Genomic DNA, 18146 nt, shown 5'->3' on the forward strand with positions numbered 1-18146 from the left:
CTTGCACTTCGGCGATGCTGACGATGACGTGACGTCGACCGGCCGGATGCGAACCCGGCCGGGTATGACAACAGGAGACAGCCGCGACGGCTTTCGATGCCAGCGGTCGTGCCGAGGTGCGGAACGCGCGCTCGCGCGGGAGACGGGGCCCCGTCGAACATGGGTACCCGAACAGATGTTTCGCAGCGCCGCACCCGGTCGCTGTGTCCGACAGCACAGGAGATTCCATGCTCGCAGCCGTCGCCGTCGCCCAGAACGCGGACGACCCGCTGGGAGGACTCGAACTCCGCGAGGTCCCCGATCCGGTCGTCCCGGACGGCTGGGCCAAGGTCGCGGTGCGTTCGTCCGCCCTCAACATGCACGACGTGTGGACGCTTCGTGGCGTCGGGCATCCCGCCGACCGGATCCCGATGATCCTCGGCTGCGATGCGGCCGGCGTCGACGAGAACGGCAACGAGGTGATCGTCTACCCGGTGATCGCCGACGCTGACGGCGGCATGGGCGACGAGACGCTCGACCCGAACCGCGCCCTGCTGTCCGAGCAGCACGACGGCGCGTTCGCCGAGTACCTCGTGGTGCCCCGCCGCAACCTGATCCCCAAGCCGGACTGGTTGTCGTTCGACGAGGCCGCGTGCCTGCCCGTCGCCTGGACCACCGCGTACCGGATGCTGTTCACCCAGGCGCAGATCAAGGCCGGCGACCGCGTGCTGGTGCAGGGCGCCGGGGGTGGCGTCGCCACGGCCGCGATCAGCCTGGCCGCGGCTGCCGGTGCCAAGGTGTACGCCGCGAGCCGCAGTGCCGACAAGCGTGCCACCGCAATCGAACTGGGGGCACACGCTGCTGTCGAGGCCGGCGCCCGCCTGCCGGAGAAGGTCGACGTCGTCATCGAGACGGTCGGCGAGGCCACGTGGGCGCACTCGATGCGTTCGCTGCGACCGGGCGGCACGATCGTCATCGCGGGCGCGACGTCCGGCTCCAACCCGCCCGCCGACCTCACCCGGATCTTCTACCTGCAGCAGCGCATCCTCGGCTCGACCGGATGCACGCGCGCCGAACTGGTGTCGATGCTGCGGATGATGGAGGCCACCGGTCTGCGGCCGAAGATCGATCGCGTCATCCCGCTGCAGGACATCCACGCGGGCTTCCAGGCGATGATCGACGGTGACGTCAACGGCAAGGTCGTGGTGAAGGTTTCGTGAGCATCTGGTTCGGGGAGCCCAGCGTCGAGCTGGTCAACCGCAAGGGCGCCGACACCCTCAACCGGAATCTCGGCATCGAGCTGACCCGGTTCACCGACAATTCGCTCGAAGGCCGCATGCCGGTCGACGAACGGACCAAGCAGCCCGCCGGAGTCCTGCACGGCGGGGCGTCGGTCGCGTTCGCCGAGACCCTCGCGAGCTGGGCGTCGATCTTCGCGGTGGATCGCAGCAGGTTCCACTGCGTCGGCATGGAGATCAACGCCAACCACGTGCGTCCGGTGAGCTCGGGATGGGTCCACGGCGCAGCGACGCCGCTCGCGATCGGGCGCAAGACACACGTGTGGGAGATCAAGATCGTCAACGACGAGGGCAAGCTCGTGTGCGTCTCCCGCTGCACCATGGCGGTGCTCGACATGCCGTCGCAGTACTGACGGCAGCGGATTCGGGGTGTCGGCTCTCGGTTTGCCTTGAGTGCTGGCACTCGCATGTATAGAGTGCTAGTCGACACTGAGCGAGTCCCGGCACCCGCGACGACGGGGCACGTGAGGGGTCACGTGGTGACTGAACTGATCGTGGTCCGAGGAACAGCCTCGGGCCCAACGAACCCCTGAAAGTGGAGGGCTCATCGTGGCGAGCGTGAACATCAAGCCGCTCGAGGACAAGATCCTCGTCCAGGCCAACGAGGCCGAGACGACGACTGCCTCCGGCCTGGTCATCCCCGACACGGCGAAGGAGAAGCCCCAGGAGGGCACCGTCGTCGCCGTCGGCCCCGGCCGCTGGGACGAGGATGGCGAGAAGCGCATCCCCCTGGACGTCCAGGAGGGTGACACCGTCATCTACAGCAAGTACGGCGGAACCGAGATCAAGTACGCCGGCCAGGAGTACCTGATCCTGTCGGCTCGCGACGTTCTGGCTGTCGTCGCGAAGTAAGCCTCACGCCTCCCGCCCCGGAGTTCCTCATCGGACCCGGGGCGGAGTGCGTTTCCGGCGGTAACCCTGAAATCCGTTTCGGGACGAAACCCTGAATCTCAGGAGTAGCTGAATCAATGTCCAAGCAAATTGAGTTCAACGAGAAGGCCCGGCGCGCGCTCGAGCGCGGCGTCGACCAGCTCGCCGACGCCGTCAAGGTCACCATCGGCCCCCGCGGTCGGCACGTGGTGCTCGCCAAGGCATTCGGCGGCCCGACCGTCACCAACGACGGCGTGAGCATCGCGCGCGAGATCGAGCTCGAGGACCCGTTCGAAAACCTCGGTGCGCAGCTCGTCAAGAGTGTCGCCACCAAGACCAACGACGTCGCGGGCGACGGCACCACCACCGCCACCGTCCTGGCCCAGGCTCTGGTCAAGGCCGGTCTCAAGAACGTTGCGGCAGGCGCGAACCCGATCGCTCTCGGCGTCGGCATCTCCAAGGCCGCAGACGCGGTCTCGGAGGCTCTGCTCGCCGCCGCCACCCCGGTCGAGGGCAAGAACGCCATCGCGCAGGTCGCCACCGTCTCCTCGCGTGACGAGGAGATCGGCGAAATGGTCGGCGAGGCCATGACCCGCGTCGGCGTCGACGGCGTCGTCACCGTCGAGGAGTCCTCGACGCTGCACACCGAACTCGTCGTCACCGAGGGCGTCCAGTTCGACAAGGGCTTCCTGTCGCCGTACTTCATCACCGACATCGAGGCACAGCAGGCGGTCCTCGAGGATGCCCTGGTCCTTCTCTACCGAGAGAAGATCAGCTCCCTGCCCGAGTTCCTGCCGCTGCTCGAGAAGATCGCCGAGTCCGGCAAGCCGGTCCTGATCATCGCCGAGGACATCGAGGGCGAGTCGCTCTCCACCCTCGTCGTGAATTCGATCCGCAAGACCATCAAGGCCGTCGCTGTGAAGGCACCGTTCTTCGGTGACCGTCGCAAGGCGTTCCTCGAGGATCTCGCCGTCGTCACCGCCGGCACCGTGATCACCGCCGACATGGGCGTCACGCTCAAGGACGCCGGCCTGGACCTGCTGGGCAGCGCCCGTCGTGTCGTCGTCACCAAGGACGAGACCACGATCGTCGACGGCGCGGGCACCGAGGCCGACATCGAGACCCGCGTCGGACAGCTCAAGCGCGAGATCGAGAACACCGACTCCGACTGGGACCGTGAGAAGCTCGAGGAGCGTCTCGCGAAGCTCGCCGGTGGCGTCGCCGTCATCAAGGTCGGCGCGGCCACCGAGACCGACCTCAAGGAGCGCAAGTTCCGTGTCGAGGACGCGGTCAACGCGGCCAAGGCCGCGGTCGAGGAGGGCATCGTTCCCGGTGGCGGTTCCGCCATCGTGCAGGCCGGTCTGGCCCTCACCGACCTCGCCGCGTCGCTCTCCGGCGACGAGGCCACCGGTGTCGAGGTCGTGCGGACCGCGCTCGAGGCTCCGCTGTACTGGATCGCCACCAACGCCGGTCTCGACGGGGCAGTCGTGGTCAGCAAGGTCTCCGAGGCGCCCAAGGGCCACGGTTTCAACGCCGCGACCCTCACCTACGGCGACCTGCTCGCCGACGGTGTCGTGGACCCGGTCAAGGTGACCCGCTCCGCGGTCGTCAATGCCGCGTCGGTCGCTCGCATGGTGCTGACCACCGAGTCGGCCGTCGTCGAGAAGCCCACCGAGGAAGCAGCGGACCACGGCCACGGCCACGCCCACTGATCTGCTCGGCAAGCGCTGACGCGAAAGACCCCCGGACGAATCGTCCGGGGGTCTTCTGCTGTCGCGAGATGCGCCTCAGGTGAGCGGAATGGACGCGAACATCGTTCCTGTCGGGTACGAGGACCCGCCGGGGGGTTCCACCGTGAAACCGAGCTGCGTCGCGCCGTCGATACCCTCGAGCACCGCCGTGGTGGTGGGAGACACCTGGTCCGGCCCCATCGTGCCGGCGGGCACCGGTTCGTCCCCACGGACGAGCCACATCTGATAGACGGTGTCGGGCTTCGGCGGCGTGACACCGTTCATCACCAGCATCGCCGCGTTGGCTTCCTTCGAGTACATCGTGGTCGCCGTGCCGCCGCCGGGAATCTCCGCCGTCACCGAGTGCATGTCCGACGCCGCGAGGATCTGGGCGGTCACCGGCGTCGCGGGCGGTGTCTCGGTCAGTTGACGACCGATCACGACTCCGCCGACGAGCAGGACGACGGCCGCTGCCACGGACGCCATCGTGATCTGCCACCGGCGCTTGCTGTTTCGCCGCTTCGCGAGGTCGTCACCCGACACCTGACGCAGCAGGTCGCGGCGCAGTGCCGCGGGCGGGGTGACGGCGACGAGCGAACTTGCGGCCGCCATCGTCTCGCGAGCCAATCGCACGGCGGTGTCGAACTCCGCCCGGGTCGTCTCGTCGGCGTCGGCCAGGCGAGCGTCCAGCGCACGCAGGTCCTCGTCGTCGAGGGCGTGGAGGGCGTACAGGTGCGCCCACTCGATCAGATCGTCGTCCACGTCACATCACCCCCAGACATCCTCTGAGCCTTGCCAATCCATCTCTGATGCGGGTCTTCACCGTCGGTACGGCGACGCCCAGTTCGCTTGCCACTTCGCGGTAGGTCCGGCCGCCGTAGTAGGCGAGCGTCACCGACTGGCGTTGGATGTCGGTGAGGGTCTGCATACAGTCGACCACCGCCTGACGTTCGGCGCGGCGTGTGACCTCCTCCGTGACCTCGTCGAACTCGTCGGTCCGGTTGGCGGTCTCGTACACGATCTCGCGATCGGTGTGCGACTGTTCCGAGCGGACCCGGTCCACGGCCCGGCGATGCGCGAGCGTCATCAGCCACGACAGCGGCGACCCGCGCCCGGGGTCGAAGGTCGCCGCGGACTTCCAGACCTGCAGGTAGATCTCCTGTGTGGTCTCCTCGGAGAAGCCCGGATCACGGAGCACCCGCAGAACCAGTCCGTACACGCGCGGACCGGTGCGGTCGTAGAAGGACGCGAAGGCGGCCTCGTCGCCACTCGCGATCCGGGTCAGAAGGATTCGCAGTTCGTCGGACTCGGCACGGCGGACAGCTACGAGTTGCACATTGTCCGCGGGGCAGGAGTCGTCCCCGCCGGAGGATCCGGCCGAACTCACATTTGCTCGCTCGGGTGCATAGTGGACAACCGTAGCGTGCATCGGCCGGATCCTCTCGCAGGGTGGTGACCGTGGTGCGTTCTACCCCGGATCTACTGCGGCATCAGGACCGAATCGATCAGGTAGACGGTGGCATTCGAGGTCTGCACGCCACCGCACACCACGCCGGCCTCGTTCACCTTCAGATCGTCACCCGATCCGGTGACGGTGACGTCGCCGCCCTCGACGGTCGCGTGGGTGCCGTCGACATCGCTCGGCGCCAGCTGACCGGGCACCACGTGGTAGGTCAGGATCTTGGTGAGCAGGGCGTCGTCGGTCTCGAGCTGCTCGACCGTGGCGGGATCGAGCTTCGCGAACGCCGCATCGGTGGGCGCGAATACCGTGAACTGGCCGCCGTTGAGGGTGTCGACGAGGTTCACGTCCGGGTTGAGCTGGCCGGACACCGCGGCGGTCAGCGTCTTGAGCATCGGGTTGTTCGACGCGGCGACCGCCACCGGATCCTGCGCCATGCCCGCGACCGAGCCCGGGCCGTCCGGAACCGTGGCCGCGTACTCGGCGCAGCCCGGGCCCACCAGATCGGCGGCAGGGGCGGCGGTGCCCGACATCGCCGACGTCGTCGGGCTCTGCATCATCGTCGTGGTGCTGGTCGCCGTGGCCGAATCGCTGGAGTCGTCCGAGGAGCACGCGCTCGCGCCGAGCAATGCGATCGAAACGGTGGCGGCGACGGCGAGGGTGCGGGTCTTCGTGATCATGGGACTGCCTTCCTGACGGATGTTCCGTGCACTGTCGGTAAGTGCTTCGGAGCGGTGCGTCGGGCGGACGGGTCCGAGTTTTCGACTCCTGGGCGGCGGCGCACACGACGAAGCCCGGGACACCTGTGCGTGGTGGTGGTGTCCCGGGCTTCGGCGAGTGGTCAGGCGATGCGGCGCCGTGACTGTCGGGTCAGGGTTTCGCGCTCGGACTCCGACATTCCTCCCCAGATGCCGTACGGCTCACAGACGGTCAGCGCATGGTTCCGGCACTGCGCCAGCACCGGGCAACTCCGGCACATCTCCTTCGCGCGGCTCTCCCGCTGTGCTCGTGCACGTCCTCGTTCTCCGTCCGGATGAAAGAACACCGAGGACTCGACGCCACGACACAGCCCCCGCATCTGCCAATCCCAGATGTCGGCGTTGGGGCCGGGTAGGTGGTTCGGAACAGGCATCAGTACTCCTCTGTCAGCAGGCTCGCGGTGGTACTGCGAGCGGCCCGCCACCCCCCGGGTGGACGAGACCAATGAATCGGTCATGCCCCGCAACCGTAAAGGTGTATACGAAATCGCGTCAACACTTTCAGCTAGTGGCGATTTGCATATCTCCGACGCGGAGAATTAACGCCCTGGACATTTACATCCGAGGCGGGGTGTGATTGCGTGCCGGTAAGGGCCGTGAACACGTTCCTGCACGTGGTCGCGCGTGTCTGTTGAACGGTCGTCCTGAATGTTCTCGCTCTGTGGGTTACTCCCGAGTATTCTTCGAGCATTGCCGTTAACCGCACCGCCACACATTCTTCAAAATTGAAGGAGACCGTTGCTGTGGCGCGCCCATTGTCGACGCGGGATATAGTTTGACGGTCGTCCAGTTGGAGAATTGTCAACTATCCCGAATTCGCGCCGGTCGCCCGCGCCGCGGGGGAGCGGACGGGTGGTGCGATGATCACCCGATGCTGCTCGACGTCGCGTTCGGCTCCACCCCCGGCAGGAGCCCGTTGCCGGATCCCGCCGACTCCGCCGATCGGGCCGACCGCTGGTTGCGCGCTGTCGCGCTGGGCGGGCAGGGCCGATACGCGCAGGCCCGGGCGGCACTCGACGACCTCGAGCGCCGGCCGGGGCTCGACCCCGCGTTGGCCTCGCTGGCGTCGAGCACGCGCGCCTCGCTGCTGCGCCAGCTGGGTGGCCATGCGAAGGCGTCCGAGTACGACGGCGCGGCGCTCGCTCTGCTCGGAAGCAGCGGTCCGGACGACCGGCGCTGGCACGAGGCCCGCTGCGATGCGCTCACCGGACTCGCCGCGGACGCACTCGGATGCGGCCGGCTCGCGCTCGGCCGGCGATTGCTCGAGCGGTGTGCCGCGCACCTCGCGGGCGTCGGCGACGAGGACGCACTGTGGCGTCAGCACGTGCGCCTCGACTGGGTCACAGCCGAGATCGCCCTGGCATCCGGCGACTTCGCCACCGCCACGACCCGTACCGACAGTGCCGTCGCGCGATCGGCCGAACATCCGTCGGTACGCCACCGCGTCAAGTCGGCCCTGCTGTCGGCAGCCGCGGCGACGGGGCTTCCCACCCCGGACCGTGCGATCGAGACGGCCCGCGCGGTGCTCGCCGACAGCGGGACGCACGGGCTGCTACCACTGCGGTGGGCGGCGGCGATGCTGCTGGACGGAGTGAGTCCGGATCCGGCCGTGCGGACGGTGCGCGACGAGTGTGCCGCGGAGATCGCTCACCGGGGTGGGCGGTTCGCGAAATGAGCGTCGGATATTCGGACGATGCGATGGCGCGTCGGGCTCTGTAGTTAGAGTGACAGATGTTCCGCTGCGAGGTGGAAGCACACCCGGCTGGGGGGACGTGCCACTGTAACGCCAGGATCCGCTCTGACGATGTCAAACACGGGTGAGGAGTTGAACTCCGCAGTCGCCGCTGCCGCGCAAGGTGACCGGAACGCTCTGTCCCAGGTTCTCGCCAGTATCCGCCCTTTGGTCGTGCGGTATTGCAGGGCCCGGGTCGGTGCTGCCGAACGAGGCCAGCTGTCTGCGGACGACGTGGCGCAAGAGGTGTGCCTCGCGGTGATGACGGCGCTTCCCAGGTACCAGGACCAGGGTCGCCCGTTCATGGCTTTCGTGTACGGAATCGCCGCGCACAAGGTGGCGGATGCACACCGAAACGCGGCGCGTAACAAATCCGATCCTGTTGCTGAAGTACCAGATGTCGTATCCGCGGACGACAGCCCGGAGGAACGGGCTCTCAACTCGGAGACGAGCCGACAGGTGAACGCTCTGCTGCAGACGCTTCCCGAGAAGCATCGCGAGATCCTCGTCCTCCGGCTCGTCGTCGGGTTGTCGGCCGAGGAGACGGCGGCGGCAGTCGGTAGTACTGCCGGAGCTGTGCGCGTGGCTCAACACCGGGCCCTCGCGAAGTTGAAGAAGGAAGTGACGAAAGCAGGTGAGAGACATGGCTAGGGGCAACAGTGGCGAGCCGGGCGACCCCCACGCCGATCTCGCCGGAAACGGCATGCCGATCGATGTCGCCGCGGTCCGCCGTGACGACGCCCTGATCGACGCGATCTCCGCCGAAGGGCCCGTTGCGACGGACAGCCCGGAGGAGTACCAGGTCGCGGCTCTGCTCTCGAACTGGCGTGCCGAGATCCTCGCGCAGCCGATGCCGGCCGAACCGGACCTCGACGACATCGTCGCGCGGGTCCAGGCCGAACTCGGTGCCAGGGATGCTCTCGTCACCCGCACCCGATCGGGCCGCAGCCACCTGCGACTGCTTCGTCCGATCGCCGCGGCGGCCGCCGTCGTCGCGATTGCGATGGGCGGCATGACGATCTTCTCCTACAACGCCGAACCCGGCGATCCGCTGTGGGGCGTCAAGCAGGTCGTCTTCACCGAACGGGCCGCGTCCACCGTCGCGAAGATCGACACCACGTCCAGCCTCGAGGAAGCCGAGCGGCTCATCGCGTCCGGCGATGCCGCCGGGGCCAAGGCGAAGCTGGACTCCGCAGGTGCCCGCGCGAACGCGGTCAACGAGGCCGGAACGCGGGACGAACTGAACGTCTGGCGCGAGCGGTTGCTGACCGAGTTGCAGAGGGCCACCACGGCGCCTGCGCCGATAGTGCCGCCGGCGTCCGACCCCTCCACGTCCACCGCCGTCGACTCGTCGACGATCGACCCCGGTGCGGAACTGTCGCCGTCGAACCCGGGACTACCGGGCCTCCCTATCGACCCGCGTTCGCTCGGCATCCTGCCCGGCACGTCGACCGCGCCCTCGTCGTCGGCCGCGGCGTCCTCGACACCCACCACCAACCCCGCGACCCCGTCGTCGGGGACACCGACACCGACGACGACCACTACGGCACCGTCGTCGACGTCGACCACGAAGGCATCGAGCGGTTCCCTGGGCGGGCCGTCACCGGCCACCCCGTCTCCCTGACCGGGGGGCATACGGCAGCACGACTACGGCCCGGCGAGTTTCCTCGCCGGGCCGTAGTCGTCGTTCGTGGGGCCGGGGATCGGCCTCGGAGAATCGAGCCTCAGATATCGAAGCCGTCGCCGTGCAGTGCGTCGTTCATCGACGCGTCCGCGTAGCCGCGGCAGTAGTCCCACGTCACGTACGCGTCGGGGGACGGGTCGTAGGCCGGCTCGTGCGGGCGAACCGTGCCGTCCACGAGCAGCTGGAGGAGATTTGCGCGCAGCATGTCCCAGTCGTGGTAGTGGTCCTGCTGGCAATCGTCGCAGCACACCACGAGTCCGCGGATGCCGCGGTGGCTCAGGAGTGCTTCGTACACCGCGAGATCCGCGAGATCTTCCTCCACTGCGAGACGCTCGTGGGGATCGAGCGGCTGACCCGGCTCGATCGCGTCGAGCGCAGCGGACGGGTCGGCGGGGTCACCAGCGAAGGGGTCCGGGGGAAGGCCGGGAGGCAGTTGATCGCGCACAACACCACGGTACGCAGGTCAGCCCGGTCTGCGCTAGCTGATCACGCCCGGTGCGTCGCGGAGCGGCCGTGCGCCGCCCGGAGCGAGCCGATATCCGCGAGCCGATACCATGGACGTCGGGCGAAGGAATAGTTTCCGGCGTCCACACCTTCTTCCTTTACCGATCGACGCTTGATGGAGGGACCCGAGCCGCATGAGTAGTTCCGCAGGGCACGTGCACACCGGGGGAGACGACCCGAACAAGGTTGCGATGCTGGGTCTCACCTTCGACGACGTGCTGCTGCTGCCCGCGGCATCGGACGTCGTCCCGAACCAGGTCGACACCTCGACCCAGCTGACGCGCGAGATTCGGCTGGGCGTGCCGCTGGTGAGTTCCGCGATGGACACCGTCACCGAGGCCCGCATGGCGATCTCGATGGCGCGTGCCGGCGGCATGGGTGTGCTGCACCGCAACTCGTCCGTCGAAGCGCAGTCCGGATGGGTCGAGACCGTCAAGCGTTCCGAGGCCGGCATGGTCACCGATCCGGTCACCTGCAAGCCGACCGACACCATCGCCGACGTCGAGGCGATGTGCGCCCGCTTCCGCATCTCCGGTCTCCCGGTCGCCAACGATGCGGGCGAGCTCGTCGGCATCATCACCAACCGCGACATGCAGTTCGAGGTCGACCAGAACCGGCAGGTCGCCGAGGTGATGACCAAGGCTCCGCTGATCACCGCGCGCGAGGGTGTCACCGCCGAGGTCGCGCTCGGCCTGCTGCGCCGCCACAAGGTCGAGAAGCTGCCGATAGTCGACGGCCAGGGCAAGCTCACCGGCCTCATCACGGTCAAGGACTTCGTCAAGACCGAGCAGTACCCGAACGCCACCAAGGACCGCGACGGTCGCCTGCTGGTCGGCGCCGCGGTCGGTGTCGGCGACGACGCGTGGACCCGCGCGATGACGCTCACCGACGCCGGTGTCGACGTGCTCGTCGTCGACAGCGCGCACGGACACTCCCGCGGTGTGCTCGAGATGATCACCAAGCTCAAGGGCGAGATCGGTGACCGCGTCCAGCTCATCGGCGGCAACGTCGCCACCCGGGCAGGCGCCCTCGCGCTGGTCGAGGCCGGCGCGGACGCCGTCAAGGTCGGTGTCGGTCCCGGCTCGATCTGCACCACCCGTGTCGTCGCCGGTGTCGGCGCCCCCCAGATCACGGCGATCCTGGAAGCCACCGCGGCGTGCAAGGCGCTCGGTGTCCCGGTCATCGCGGACGGCGGCCTGCAGTTCTCCGGTGACGTCGCAAAGGCCCTCGCGGCCGGCGCGTCCACCGCCATGCTGGGCTCCCTGCTGGCCGGCACGGCCGAGTCCCCGGGCGAGCTGATCCTGGTCGGCGGCAAGCAGTTCAAGAGCTACCGCGGCATGGGGTCGCTCGGCGCGATGCAGAGCCGGGGCCAGGGCAAGTCCTACTCCAAGGACCGCTACTTCCAGGACGATGTCCTCGCCGAGGACAAGCTGGTCCCCGAGGGCATCGAAGGGCGCGTGCCGTTCCGCGGTCCGCTCGGCCAGGTCATCCACCAGCTCGTCGGTGGCCTCCGCGCGGCAATGGGGTACACCGGTTCCGCCTCGATCGAGCAGCTGCAGGAAGCGCAGTTCGTCCAGATCACCGCGGCCGGCCTCAAGGAGAGCCATCCGCACGACATCACCATGACGGTCGAAGCGCCCAACTACGCTGCCCGCTAAGCACACAACACAATCGAGAAAGGGGCGCGCGTGCGCGACCTCGTCGAAATCGGCATGGGCAGAACTGCCCGACGCACCTACGAGTTGGACGACATCAACATCGTTCCCTCTCGCCGGACCCGTTCCTCCAAGGAGGTGTCGACGGCCTGGCAGATCGATGCGTACCGCTTCGACATCCCGGTGCTGGCTCATCCGACCGACGCGCTGGTGTCGCCGTCGTTCGCGATCGAGCTCGGCAAGGCCGGTGGTCTCGGTGTCATCAACGGTGAGGGCCTGTGGGGTCGGCACGCCGACGTCGAGCAGAAGCTCGTCGAGCTGGCGGAGATGGCGGAGAAGGAAGTCGATCCGGACGCCGCGGTCGCACGCCTGCAGGAACTGCACGCCGCGCCGATCCAGCCCGGCCTGCTGGCCGCCGCCGTCGCGCAGGTGCGCGATGCGGGGATCACGACGGCCGTCCGGGTCAGCCCGCAGAACGCCCGCGCGCTCACCCCGGAGCTGATCAAGGCCGGAATCGACCTGCTGGTCATCCACGGCACGATCATCTCGGCCGAGCACGTCGCCCACGGGGACAGCGAGCCGCTGAACCTCAAGACGTTCATCTCCGAGCTCGACGTCCCGGTCATCGCCGGCGGCGTGAGCGATCACCGCACCGCGCTGCACCTCATGCGCACCGGTGCGGCCGGCGTCATCGTGGGCTACGGCTCCACCGAGGGCGCCACCACCACCCGTGAGGTGCTCGGCATCGGCGTGCCGATGGCGACGGCGATCGCCGACGCCGCGGCGGCGCGGCGCGACTACCTCGACGAGACCGGTGGCCGCTACGTACACGTCATCGCCGACGGCGACATCACCACCTCCGGTGACTTCGCGAAGGCCATCGCGTGCGGTGCCGACGCGGCCGTCATCGGTGCGCCCCTCGCGGTCGCGCAGGAGGCTCCCGGCGGCGGCTGGTTCTGGCCGTCCGCGGCGGCACACCCGTCGATGCCGCGCGGCTCGCTGCTGCCGGTGTCGTACGGCGAGCGTCCCGCACTCGACCAGGTGCTCAACGGACCGTCGGACGACCCGTACGGTTCGCTCAACTTCGTCGGCGGCCTGCGTCGGTCGATGGCGAAGTCGGGCTACTCCGACCTCAAGGAGTTCCAGAAGGTCGGCCTGAGCGTCCGCGCCTGATCCGTCTCTTCCACTGTGGCCGAATGTCACACCCGTTCAGTCGACTGAACCGGTGTGACATTCGGCCACAGTCGTTCGGGGGTATCGACCACCGTGTGTGGAACCTCTGGTTACAGTTAGGGCACCCTTGTGGCTCGGGTCACAGGAATGCGGTGCATACTGGCGAGTAGCAAACCCGGTTTTCTTCGGTGGAGGTGTGCAAATGGGCAAGCAGCGTGCAACCGACTACGACGTGCTCGTCGTCGGCTCCGGATTCGGTGGCAGCGTCACTGCGCTCCGGCTGGTCGAGAAGGGCTACAAGGTCGGGGTGCTCGAGGCAGGCCGTCGCTATGCGGACGCCGACTTCGCCAAGACCTCGTGGGATCTCAAGCGGTTCCTGTGGGCGCCGGCCCTCGGCTGCTACGGCATCCAGCGCGTCCACCTGCTGCGCGACGTGCTGATCCTCGCGGGCGCGGGCGTCGGCGGCGGGTCGCTCAACTACGCCAACACCCTCTACAAGCCGCCTGCGTCGTTCTTCCAGGATCCGCAGTGGCGCGACATCACCGACTGGGATTCCGAACTCACGCCGCACTACGAGCAGGCCCGCAAGATGCTCGGCGTCGTGCAGAACCCACACATGACGCCCGCCGACGAGGTCATCAAGTCGGTCGCCGAGGACATGGGCGTGGGCGACACGTTCATCCAGACGCCGGTCGGCGTGTTCTTCGGTGAGCCCGGCAAGACCGTGGAGGATCCGTACTTCGGCGGCGCCGGCCCCGCCCGCACCGGCTGCATCGAGTGCGGCGAGTGCATGACCGGCTGCCGGCACGGCGCCAAGAACACGCTGATCAAGAACTACCTCGGCCTCGCCGAGAAGGCCGGCGCGACGATCGTGCCGATGACCACTGTCGAGTCGCTGCACGAGGCGTCGGACGGTACGTGGGACGTCGTGACTCGGCGTACCGGCGCCAAGGTCCGCAAGAACCACAAGACCTACACCGCGAAGTACGTCGTCGTCGCGGCCGGGACGTGGGGCACCCAGCACCTGCTGCACAAGATGAAGGACACCGGCACGCTGCCCAAGCTGTCGGACCGGTTGGGCGAGCTCACCCGCACCAACTCGGAGTCGATCGTCGGAGCCGGGAAGTACAAGGTCGATCCCGCGATGGAGCTCACGAAGGGTGTCGCGATCACGTCGTCGTTCCATCCGACGTCCGACACCCATATCGAGCCCGTCCGCTACGGCAAGGGCTCCAACGCGATGGGGCTGCTGCAGACGCTCATGACCGACGGTGACGGACCCACGCCGCGGTGGGTGAAGCTGCTCGGCATCATCGCGAAGAACCCGGCGCAGATGTTGCGGATGCTGTCGGTGCGGAACTGGAGCGAGCGCACGATCATCGCGCTCGTCATGCAGAATCTCGACAACTCGATCACGACCTACACCAAGCGGGGTGTCCTCGGCCGCCGCAAGGTCACCAGCAGGCAGGGCCACGGTGAGCCCAACCCGACGTGGATCCCGGTCGGCAACGAGGCCACTCGGCGGATCGCCGACAAGATCGACGGCGTCGCCGGCGGCACGTGGGGCGAGGTGTTCAACATCCCGCTCACGGCGCACTTCCTCGGCGGGTGCACGATCGGCGCCGATGCCGACCACGGCGTCATCGACCCGTACCACCGCGTGTACGGATACCCGACGCTCAGTGTCGTCGACGGCGCCGCGGTCTCGGCCAACCTGGGCGTCAACCCGTCGCTGACCATCAGCGCGCAGGCCGAGCGGGCGGCATCGCTGTGGCCGAACAAGGGCGAGCAGGACAATCGACCCACACAGGGTGCTCCTTACCAGCGGATTCCCGCCGTCGCGCCGAACTCGCCGGTGGTCCCCGCCGGAGCCCCGGCCGCGCTGACCCTGCCGATCGTCGAGATCCGCGGAGGTCAGAAGGAGGAGAGCGAGGCGGGCAGCGGGGTCGCCTAGGCCGCGGAAGGCGTCGGAGCTGCGCCTATTAGACTGTGCAGGTGTCAGAAACCCAGCAGGACAGGCCGGTTCTCGTAGTCGACTTCGGAGCCCAGTACGCGCAGCTGATCGCGCGACGCGTACGTGAGGCGAAGGTGTATTCGGAAGTGGTGCCGCACACCACGACCGTCGAGGAGATCGCGGCCAAGAAGCCGCTCGCGGTCGTCCTGTCGGGTGGGCCCTCGAGCGTGTACGAGGAGGGTGCGCCGCAGCTCGACGCCGCCCTGTTCGACCTGGGTGTCCCGGTCTTCGGCATCTGCTACGGGTTCCAGGCCATGGCGAACGCCCTCGGCGGTACCGTCGCGCACACCGGCGGTCGGGAGTACGGCCGCACCGAGATGACCGTCTCGGGTGGCGTCCTGCACGACGGTCTGCCCGCGACTCAGCCGGTGTGGATGAGCCACGGTGACGGCGTCACGGCCGCGCCGGAGGGCTTCGAGGTCACCGCGTCCAGCGCCGGCGCGCCCGTCGCCGCGTTCGAGGATCGTGCCCGCAAGCTCGCCGGTGTCCAGTACCACCCCGAGGTCCTGCACTCGCCGCACGGCCAGCAGGTGCTCAGCCGCTTCCTGCACGAGATCGCCGAGATCCCGGGCGCGTGGACGGCCGCGAACATCGCCGACTCGCTCATCGAGCAGGTCCGTGAACAGGTCGGCGACGGCAAGGCCATCTGCGGCCTGTCCGGTGGCGTCGACTCCGCGGTCGCGGCCGCACTGGTGCAGCGCGCGATCGGCGACCGCCTCACGTGCGTGTTCGTCGACCACGGCCTGATGCGTGCCGGTGAGCGTCAGCAGGTCGAAAAGGACTTCGTCGCCGCGACCGGTGCCCGCCTGATCACGGTCGACGCATCCGAGACGTTCCTGCGCGAGCTGGCCGGCGTCTCCGATCCGGAGACCAAGCGCAAGATCATCGGCCGCGAGTTCATCCGCTCCTTCGAGGGCGCCGTGTCCGAGGTGCTCGGTGAGAGCGCCGCGCACGGCGAGACCGTCGACTTCCTCGTCCAGGGCACGCTGTACCCGGACGTCGTCGAGTCGGGCGGCGGCACCGGCACCGCGAACATCAAGAGCCACCACAACGTTGGCGGTCTGCCCGAGGACCTGCAGTTCAAGCTGGTCGAGCCGCTGCGTCTGCTGTTCAAGGACGAGGTGCGCGCCGTCGGCCGCGAGCTCGGTCTGCCGGAGGAGATCGTCGGACGCCAGCCGTTCCCCGGACCGGGCCTCGGCATCCGCATCATCGGCGAGGTCACGCAGGAGCGTCTCGACATCCTGCGCCACGCGGATTCGATCGCGCGTGAGGAGCTCACCGCCGCCGGCCTCGACGGTCAGATCTGGCAGTGCCCCGTCGTGCTGCTCGCGGACGTCCGCAGCGTCGGCGTCCAGGGTGACGGCCGCACGTACGGTCATCCGATCGTGCTGCGCCCCGTCTCCAGTGAGGACGCGATGACGGCGGACTGGACGCGTCTGCCGTACGAGGTGCTCGAGCGCATCTCCACCCGCATCACCAACGAGGTCGCGGACGTCAACCGCGTCGTGCTCGACGTGACCAGCAAGCCGCCGGGAACGATCGAGTGGGAGTGATTCCCACCTGACTGCACACGACAGCGCCCCGGCCACCACACAGGCCGGGGCGCTGTCGTTTCGTGCGGCTAGCGCCGCCGTCCGGGTGAGAACACCAGTACCGCGCCGATGACGACGGCCGCGACCACGAACAGCCAGCGGAACTCGACGTTCGCGAGCGGTTCGAGGGAGAACGGCCCGACCAGCGCCCACACGCTGACCAGGATCGCGGCGAGGCCGGCGAGGAACAGGCCGATCGAGGGGCGGCGGGACGGCTTCGGAGCGGTGTGCTCGTCGGTGTCGTCGGCGATGCCCGCGGTGGGGATGTCCGAGTTGTCAGCGAATTCAGCCACGGTAGACCCTCACTTCTCCGGCCTTGTTGTCGACCTTCAGGTTCAGAACCGGCCCGCCGACGCCGTCGGCGCCTCCGTCGACGGCGGCGTCTCCGATGCAGTCGGTCGAGCCGAGCACGACGGAGCAGTCGGTGCGAACGTCCATGTTCTGCGGCACGATCACGGTGTAGTTGCCCAGCTTGCCGTCGATGCGCACGTCCCGGCTCTCGGTGAGCGGTAGTTGACGCAGGTCGAGGGTGAAGTCGCCGGCCGTGCCCTCGTACACGGGCGCGAGTTCGGCCATCGACCGGGGCGTCCACGTGCGTTCCCCGACCCTCGACTCGTCCCAGTTCAGTGGTCCCACGATGGAGGCGAGGACCACGAACCCGGCGAGCGGGAAGCCGACGACGAGCAGACCGTAGCCGCGACGCAGGAACGCACCGAGCAGCAGCCCGACGCCGATCACCGCGAGGGAGATCGCGCCGATCCTGGCGGGGGACAACCATTCTGCACCGGTCACGGCCCACATCGCGGTGGCGGCGGCTGCGGCGAGGACCGCGAGGCCCAGGACGACCGAGGTGTAGCGGCTGCGTGGTTTGCTCGGAATCTCGGCCGGCGGTTCGGCCGTGCGGGCGGGTTCGGGGAGATCCCACGCGAACGGGGCGACGCCGAGCGGGTCCCACGCGGGTGGGGTCGGGGACGTCGTGCCCGCGTCGGTCCCGGCGTCGGTCGAGCTTCCGGCGGGAGCGGACTCGGGCTCGTAGTGGTCGGGCAGTCGCGTGTACGGGCTGTACGCGGGCGGCGGGTAGGCGTTCGCCTGCGCGGTCTGGAACGTCGTGACCGGGTAGCCGGGGGCGGCCTGCGCGACACTCGCGGGCAGCTCGGGTGGAACGGGCTGCCGTTGGTACAGCAGCCACAGACCGCCGAGCATGAGCGCGAAGCTGAGCACCACCGAACCGCCCATGCCGAACCCGATCGGCCCGATCGTGCTCAGGGCGATCGCGAGCGCGACGACCAGCACCACGGTCTTGGTGCCGGACTGCGAGCTGCGGCCCCGGCCGATCAGTGATTCCGCGGGGGAGACCTGATCGCCCGGCTTGCTCAGCAGCAGCCAGCTCGCGATGTAGAGGATGATGCCGGCGCCACCGAAGATCGTCGAGACGACGAACGCGACGCGCACCAGGACGGGGTCGACGCGGTAGCGCTGGCCGATGCCGGCTGCGACACCCGCGACGTGTCCCTGCTGCGGCAGCCGCAGTGGGCGGGTGCGCCAGAGGTCGTGAAGCTGGTCCGAGAAGCTCCCTGTGGTCATGCATTCATCGTTGCCGTCCGGCCGTGGTCCGCACCATCGGGAACTACCCTGATCTTTCCCCGACTCGCCGACCCGGACGTCGTCGATCTCAGGGTCGGGCCCTGATGTCGGGGC

The 18146-nt window shown here is 68.5% G+C and carries 18 protein-coding genes; 11 read left to right on the forward strand and 7 right to left on the reverse strand.

The genetic code is table 11. The features are described 5' to 3' along the window. The first annotated feature begins 227 nt into the window (after nt 1-227). The 4 genes from PSS76_RS07045 to groL all read left to right on the forward strand — a co-directional run bounded on the left by PSS76_RS07045 (nt 228) and on the right by groL (nt 3859). Complete coding sequence (locus tag PSS76_RS07045) at nt 228-1199, forward strand: zinc-binding dehydrogenase (RefSeq protein WP_084847484.1); 972 nt, start codon at nt 228-230, stop codon at nt 1197-1199. Next, complete coding sequence (locus tag PSS76_RS07050) at nt 1196-1630, forward strand: hotdog fold thioesterase (RefSeq protein ID WP_005518477.1); 435 nt, start codon at nt 1196-1198, stop codon at nt 1628-1630. The genes PSS76_RS07045 and PSS76_RS07050 overlap by 4 nt, the downstream gene beginning before the upstream one ends. 196 nt (nt 1631-1826) lie before the next feature. Next, complete coding sequence (gene groES, locus PSS76_RS07055; RefSeq protein ID WP_005518479.1) at nt 1827-2129, forward strand: co-chaperone GroES; 303 nt, start codon at nt 1827-1829, stop codon at nt 2127-2129. 116 nt (nt 2130-2245) lie between these two features. Beyond that, nucleotides 2246-3859: a chaperonin GroEL gene (groL, locus tag PSS76_RS07060; RefSeq protein ID WP_005518482.1), complete on the forward strand. Its 1614-nt coding sequence runs from the start codon at nt 2246-2248 to the stop codon at nt 3857-3859. 75 nt (nt 3860-3934) lie between these two features. Here groL and PSS76_RS07065 read toward each other — a convergent pair whose 3' ends face one another. The 4 genes from PSS76_RS07065 to PSS76_RS07080 form a co-directional block, all read right to left on the reverse strand. Continuing rightward, the gene (locus PSS76_RS07065) at nt 3935-4639 is read right to left on the reverse strand and encodes an anti-sigma factor (protein WP_013416852.1); all 705 of its coding nucleotides are present in this window, start codon (nt 4637-4639) and stop codon (nt 3935-3937) included. A 1-nt stretch (nt 4640) separates the two neighbouring features. Further along, a complete protein-coding gene (locus PSS76_RS07070) occupies nt 4641-5306 on the reverse strand; it encodes a sigma-70 family RNA polymerase sigma factor (protein ID WP_013416851.1) in 666 nt (221 codons plus the stop codon). 50 nt (nt 5307-5356) lie between these two features. After that, nucleotides 5357-6016: a fasciclin domain-containing protein gene (locus PSS76_RS07075; protein ID WP_064076638.1), complete on the reverse strand. Its 660-nt coding sequence runs from the start codon at nt 6014-6016 to the stop codon at nt 5357-5359. A 161-nt stretch (nt 6017-6177) separates the two neighbouring features. Next, complete coding sequence (locus tag PSS76_RS07080; protein ID WP_005518489.1) at nt 6178-6468, reverse strand: WhiB family transcriptional regulator; 291 nt, start codon at nt 6466-6468, stop codon at nt 6178-6180. Nucleotides 6469-6965: 497 nt separating this feature from the next. Here PSS76_RS07080 and PSS76_RS07085 point away from each other — a divergent pair, with 497 nt between their 5' ends. From PSS76_RS07085 to PSS76_RS07095, 3 genes are all read left to right on the forward strand, one after another. After that, nucleotides 6966-7769: a hypothetical protein gene (locus PSS76_RS07085; protein WP_022597284.1), complete on the forward strand. Its 804-nt coding sequence runs from the start codon at nt 6966-6968 to the stop codon at nt 7767-7769. Between the two features lie 129 nt (nt 7770-7898). After that, complete coding sequence (locus PSS76_RS07090) at nt 7899-8477, forward strand: sigma-70 family RNA polymerase sigma factor (protein WP_005518491.1); 579 nt, start codon at nt 7899-7901, stop codon at nt 8475-8477. Further along, entirely contained in the window at nt 8470-9450 is a 981-nt protein-coding gene (locus PSS76_RS07095) for an anti-sigma-D factor RsdA (protein ID WP_069856666.1), read from the forward strand. The genes PSS76_RS07090 and PSS76_RS07095 overlap by 8 nt, the downstream gene beginning before the upstream one ends. A gap of 100 nt (nt 9451-9550) precedes the next feature. On the opposite strand, the gene PSS76_RS07100 is transcribed toward PSS76_RS07095, so the two are convergent. Next, complete coding sequence (locus PSS76_RS07100; RefSeq protein ID WP_005518494.1) at nt 9551-9955, reverse strand: DUF5319 domain-containing protein; 405 nt, start codon at nt 9953-9955, stop codon at nt 9551-9553. A 193-nt stretch (nt 9956-10148) separates the two neighbouring features. Here PSS76_RS07100 and guaB point away from each other — a divergent pair, with 193 nt between their 5' ends. The 4 genes from guaB to guaA all read left to right on the forward strand — a co-directional run bounded on the left by guaB (nt 10149) and on the right by guaA (nt 16409). Further along, entirely contained in the window at nt 10149-11672 is a 1524-nt protein-coding gene (guaB, locus tag PSS76_RS07105) for an IMP dehydrogenase (protein ID WP_037084990.1), read from the forward strand. 30 nt (nt 11673-11702) lie between these two features. Then, a complete protein-coding gene (locus PSS76_RS07110) occupies nt 11703-12842 on the forward strand; it encodes a GuaB3 family IMP dehydrogenase-related protein (RefSeq protein WP_005518496.1) in 1140 nt (379 codons plus the stop codon). A gap of 202 nt (nt 12843-13044) precedes the next feature. After that, nucleotides 13045-14796, forward strand: a complete 1752-nt coding sequence (locus PSS76_RS07115; protein WP_337456073.1) for a GMC family oxidoreductase N-terminal domain-containing protein — start codon at nt 13045-13047, stop codon at nt 14794-14796. 41 nt (nt 14797-14837) lie between these two features. Continuing rightward, complete coding sequence (guaA, locus tag PSS76_RS07120) at nt 14838-16409, forward strand: glutamine-hydrolyzing GMP synthase (protein ID WP_022597282.1); 1572 nt, start codon at nt 14838-14840, stop codon at nt 16407-16409. Between the two features lie 68 nt (nt 16410-16477). Here the strand turns inward: guaA and PSS76_RS07125 are convergent, their stop codons facing one another. Both PSS76_RS07125 and PSS76_RS07130 read right to left on the reverse strand, forming a co-directional pair. After that, complete coding sequence (locus PSS76_RS07125; protein WP_049799630.1) at nt 16478-16699, reverse strand: hypothetical protein; 222 nt, start codon at nt 16697-16699, stop codon at nt 16478-16480. Nucleotides 16700-16733: 34 nt separating this feature from the next. Beyond that, a complete protein-coding gene (locus tag PSS76_RS07130; protein WP_064076635.1) occupies nt 16734-18032 on the reverse strand; it encodes a PspC domain-containing protein in 1299 nt (432 codons plus the stop codon). Nucleotides 18033-18146: the final 114 nt, after the last annotated feature.

Origin of the sequence: Prescottella sp. D32 (assembly GCF_037287305.1) — a bacterium.
Lineage (GTDB): Bacteria > Actinomycetota > Actinomycetes > Mycobacteriales > Mycobacteriaceae > Prescottella > Prescottella equi.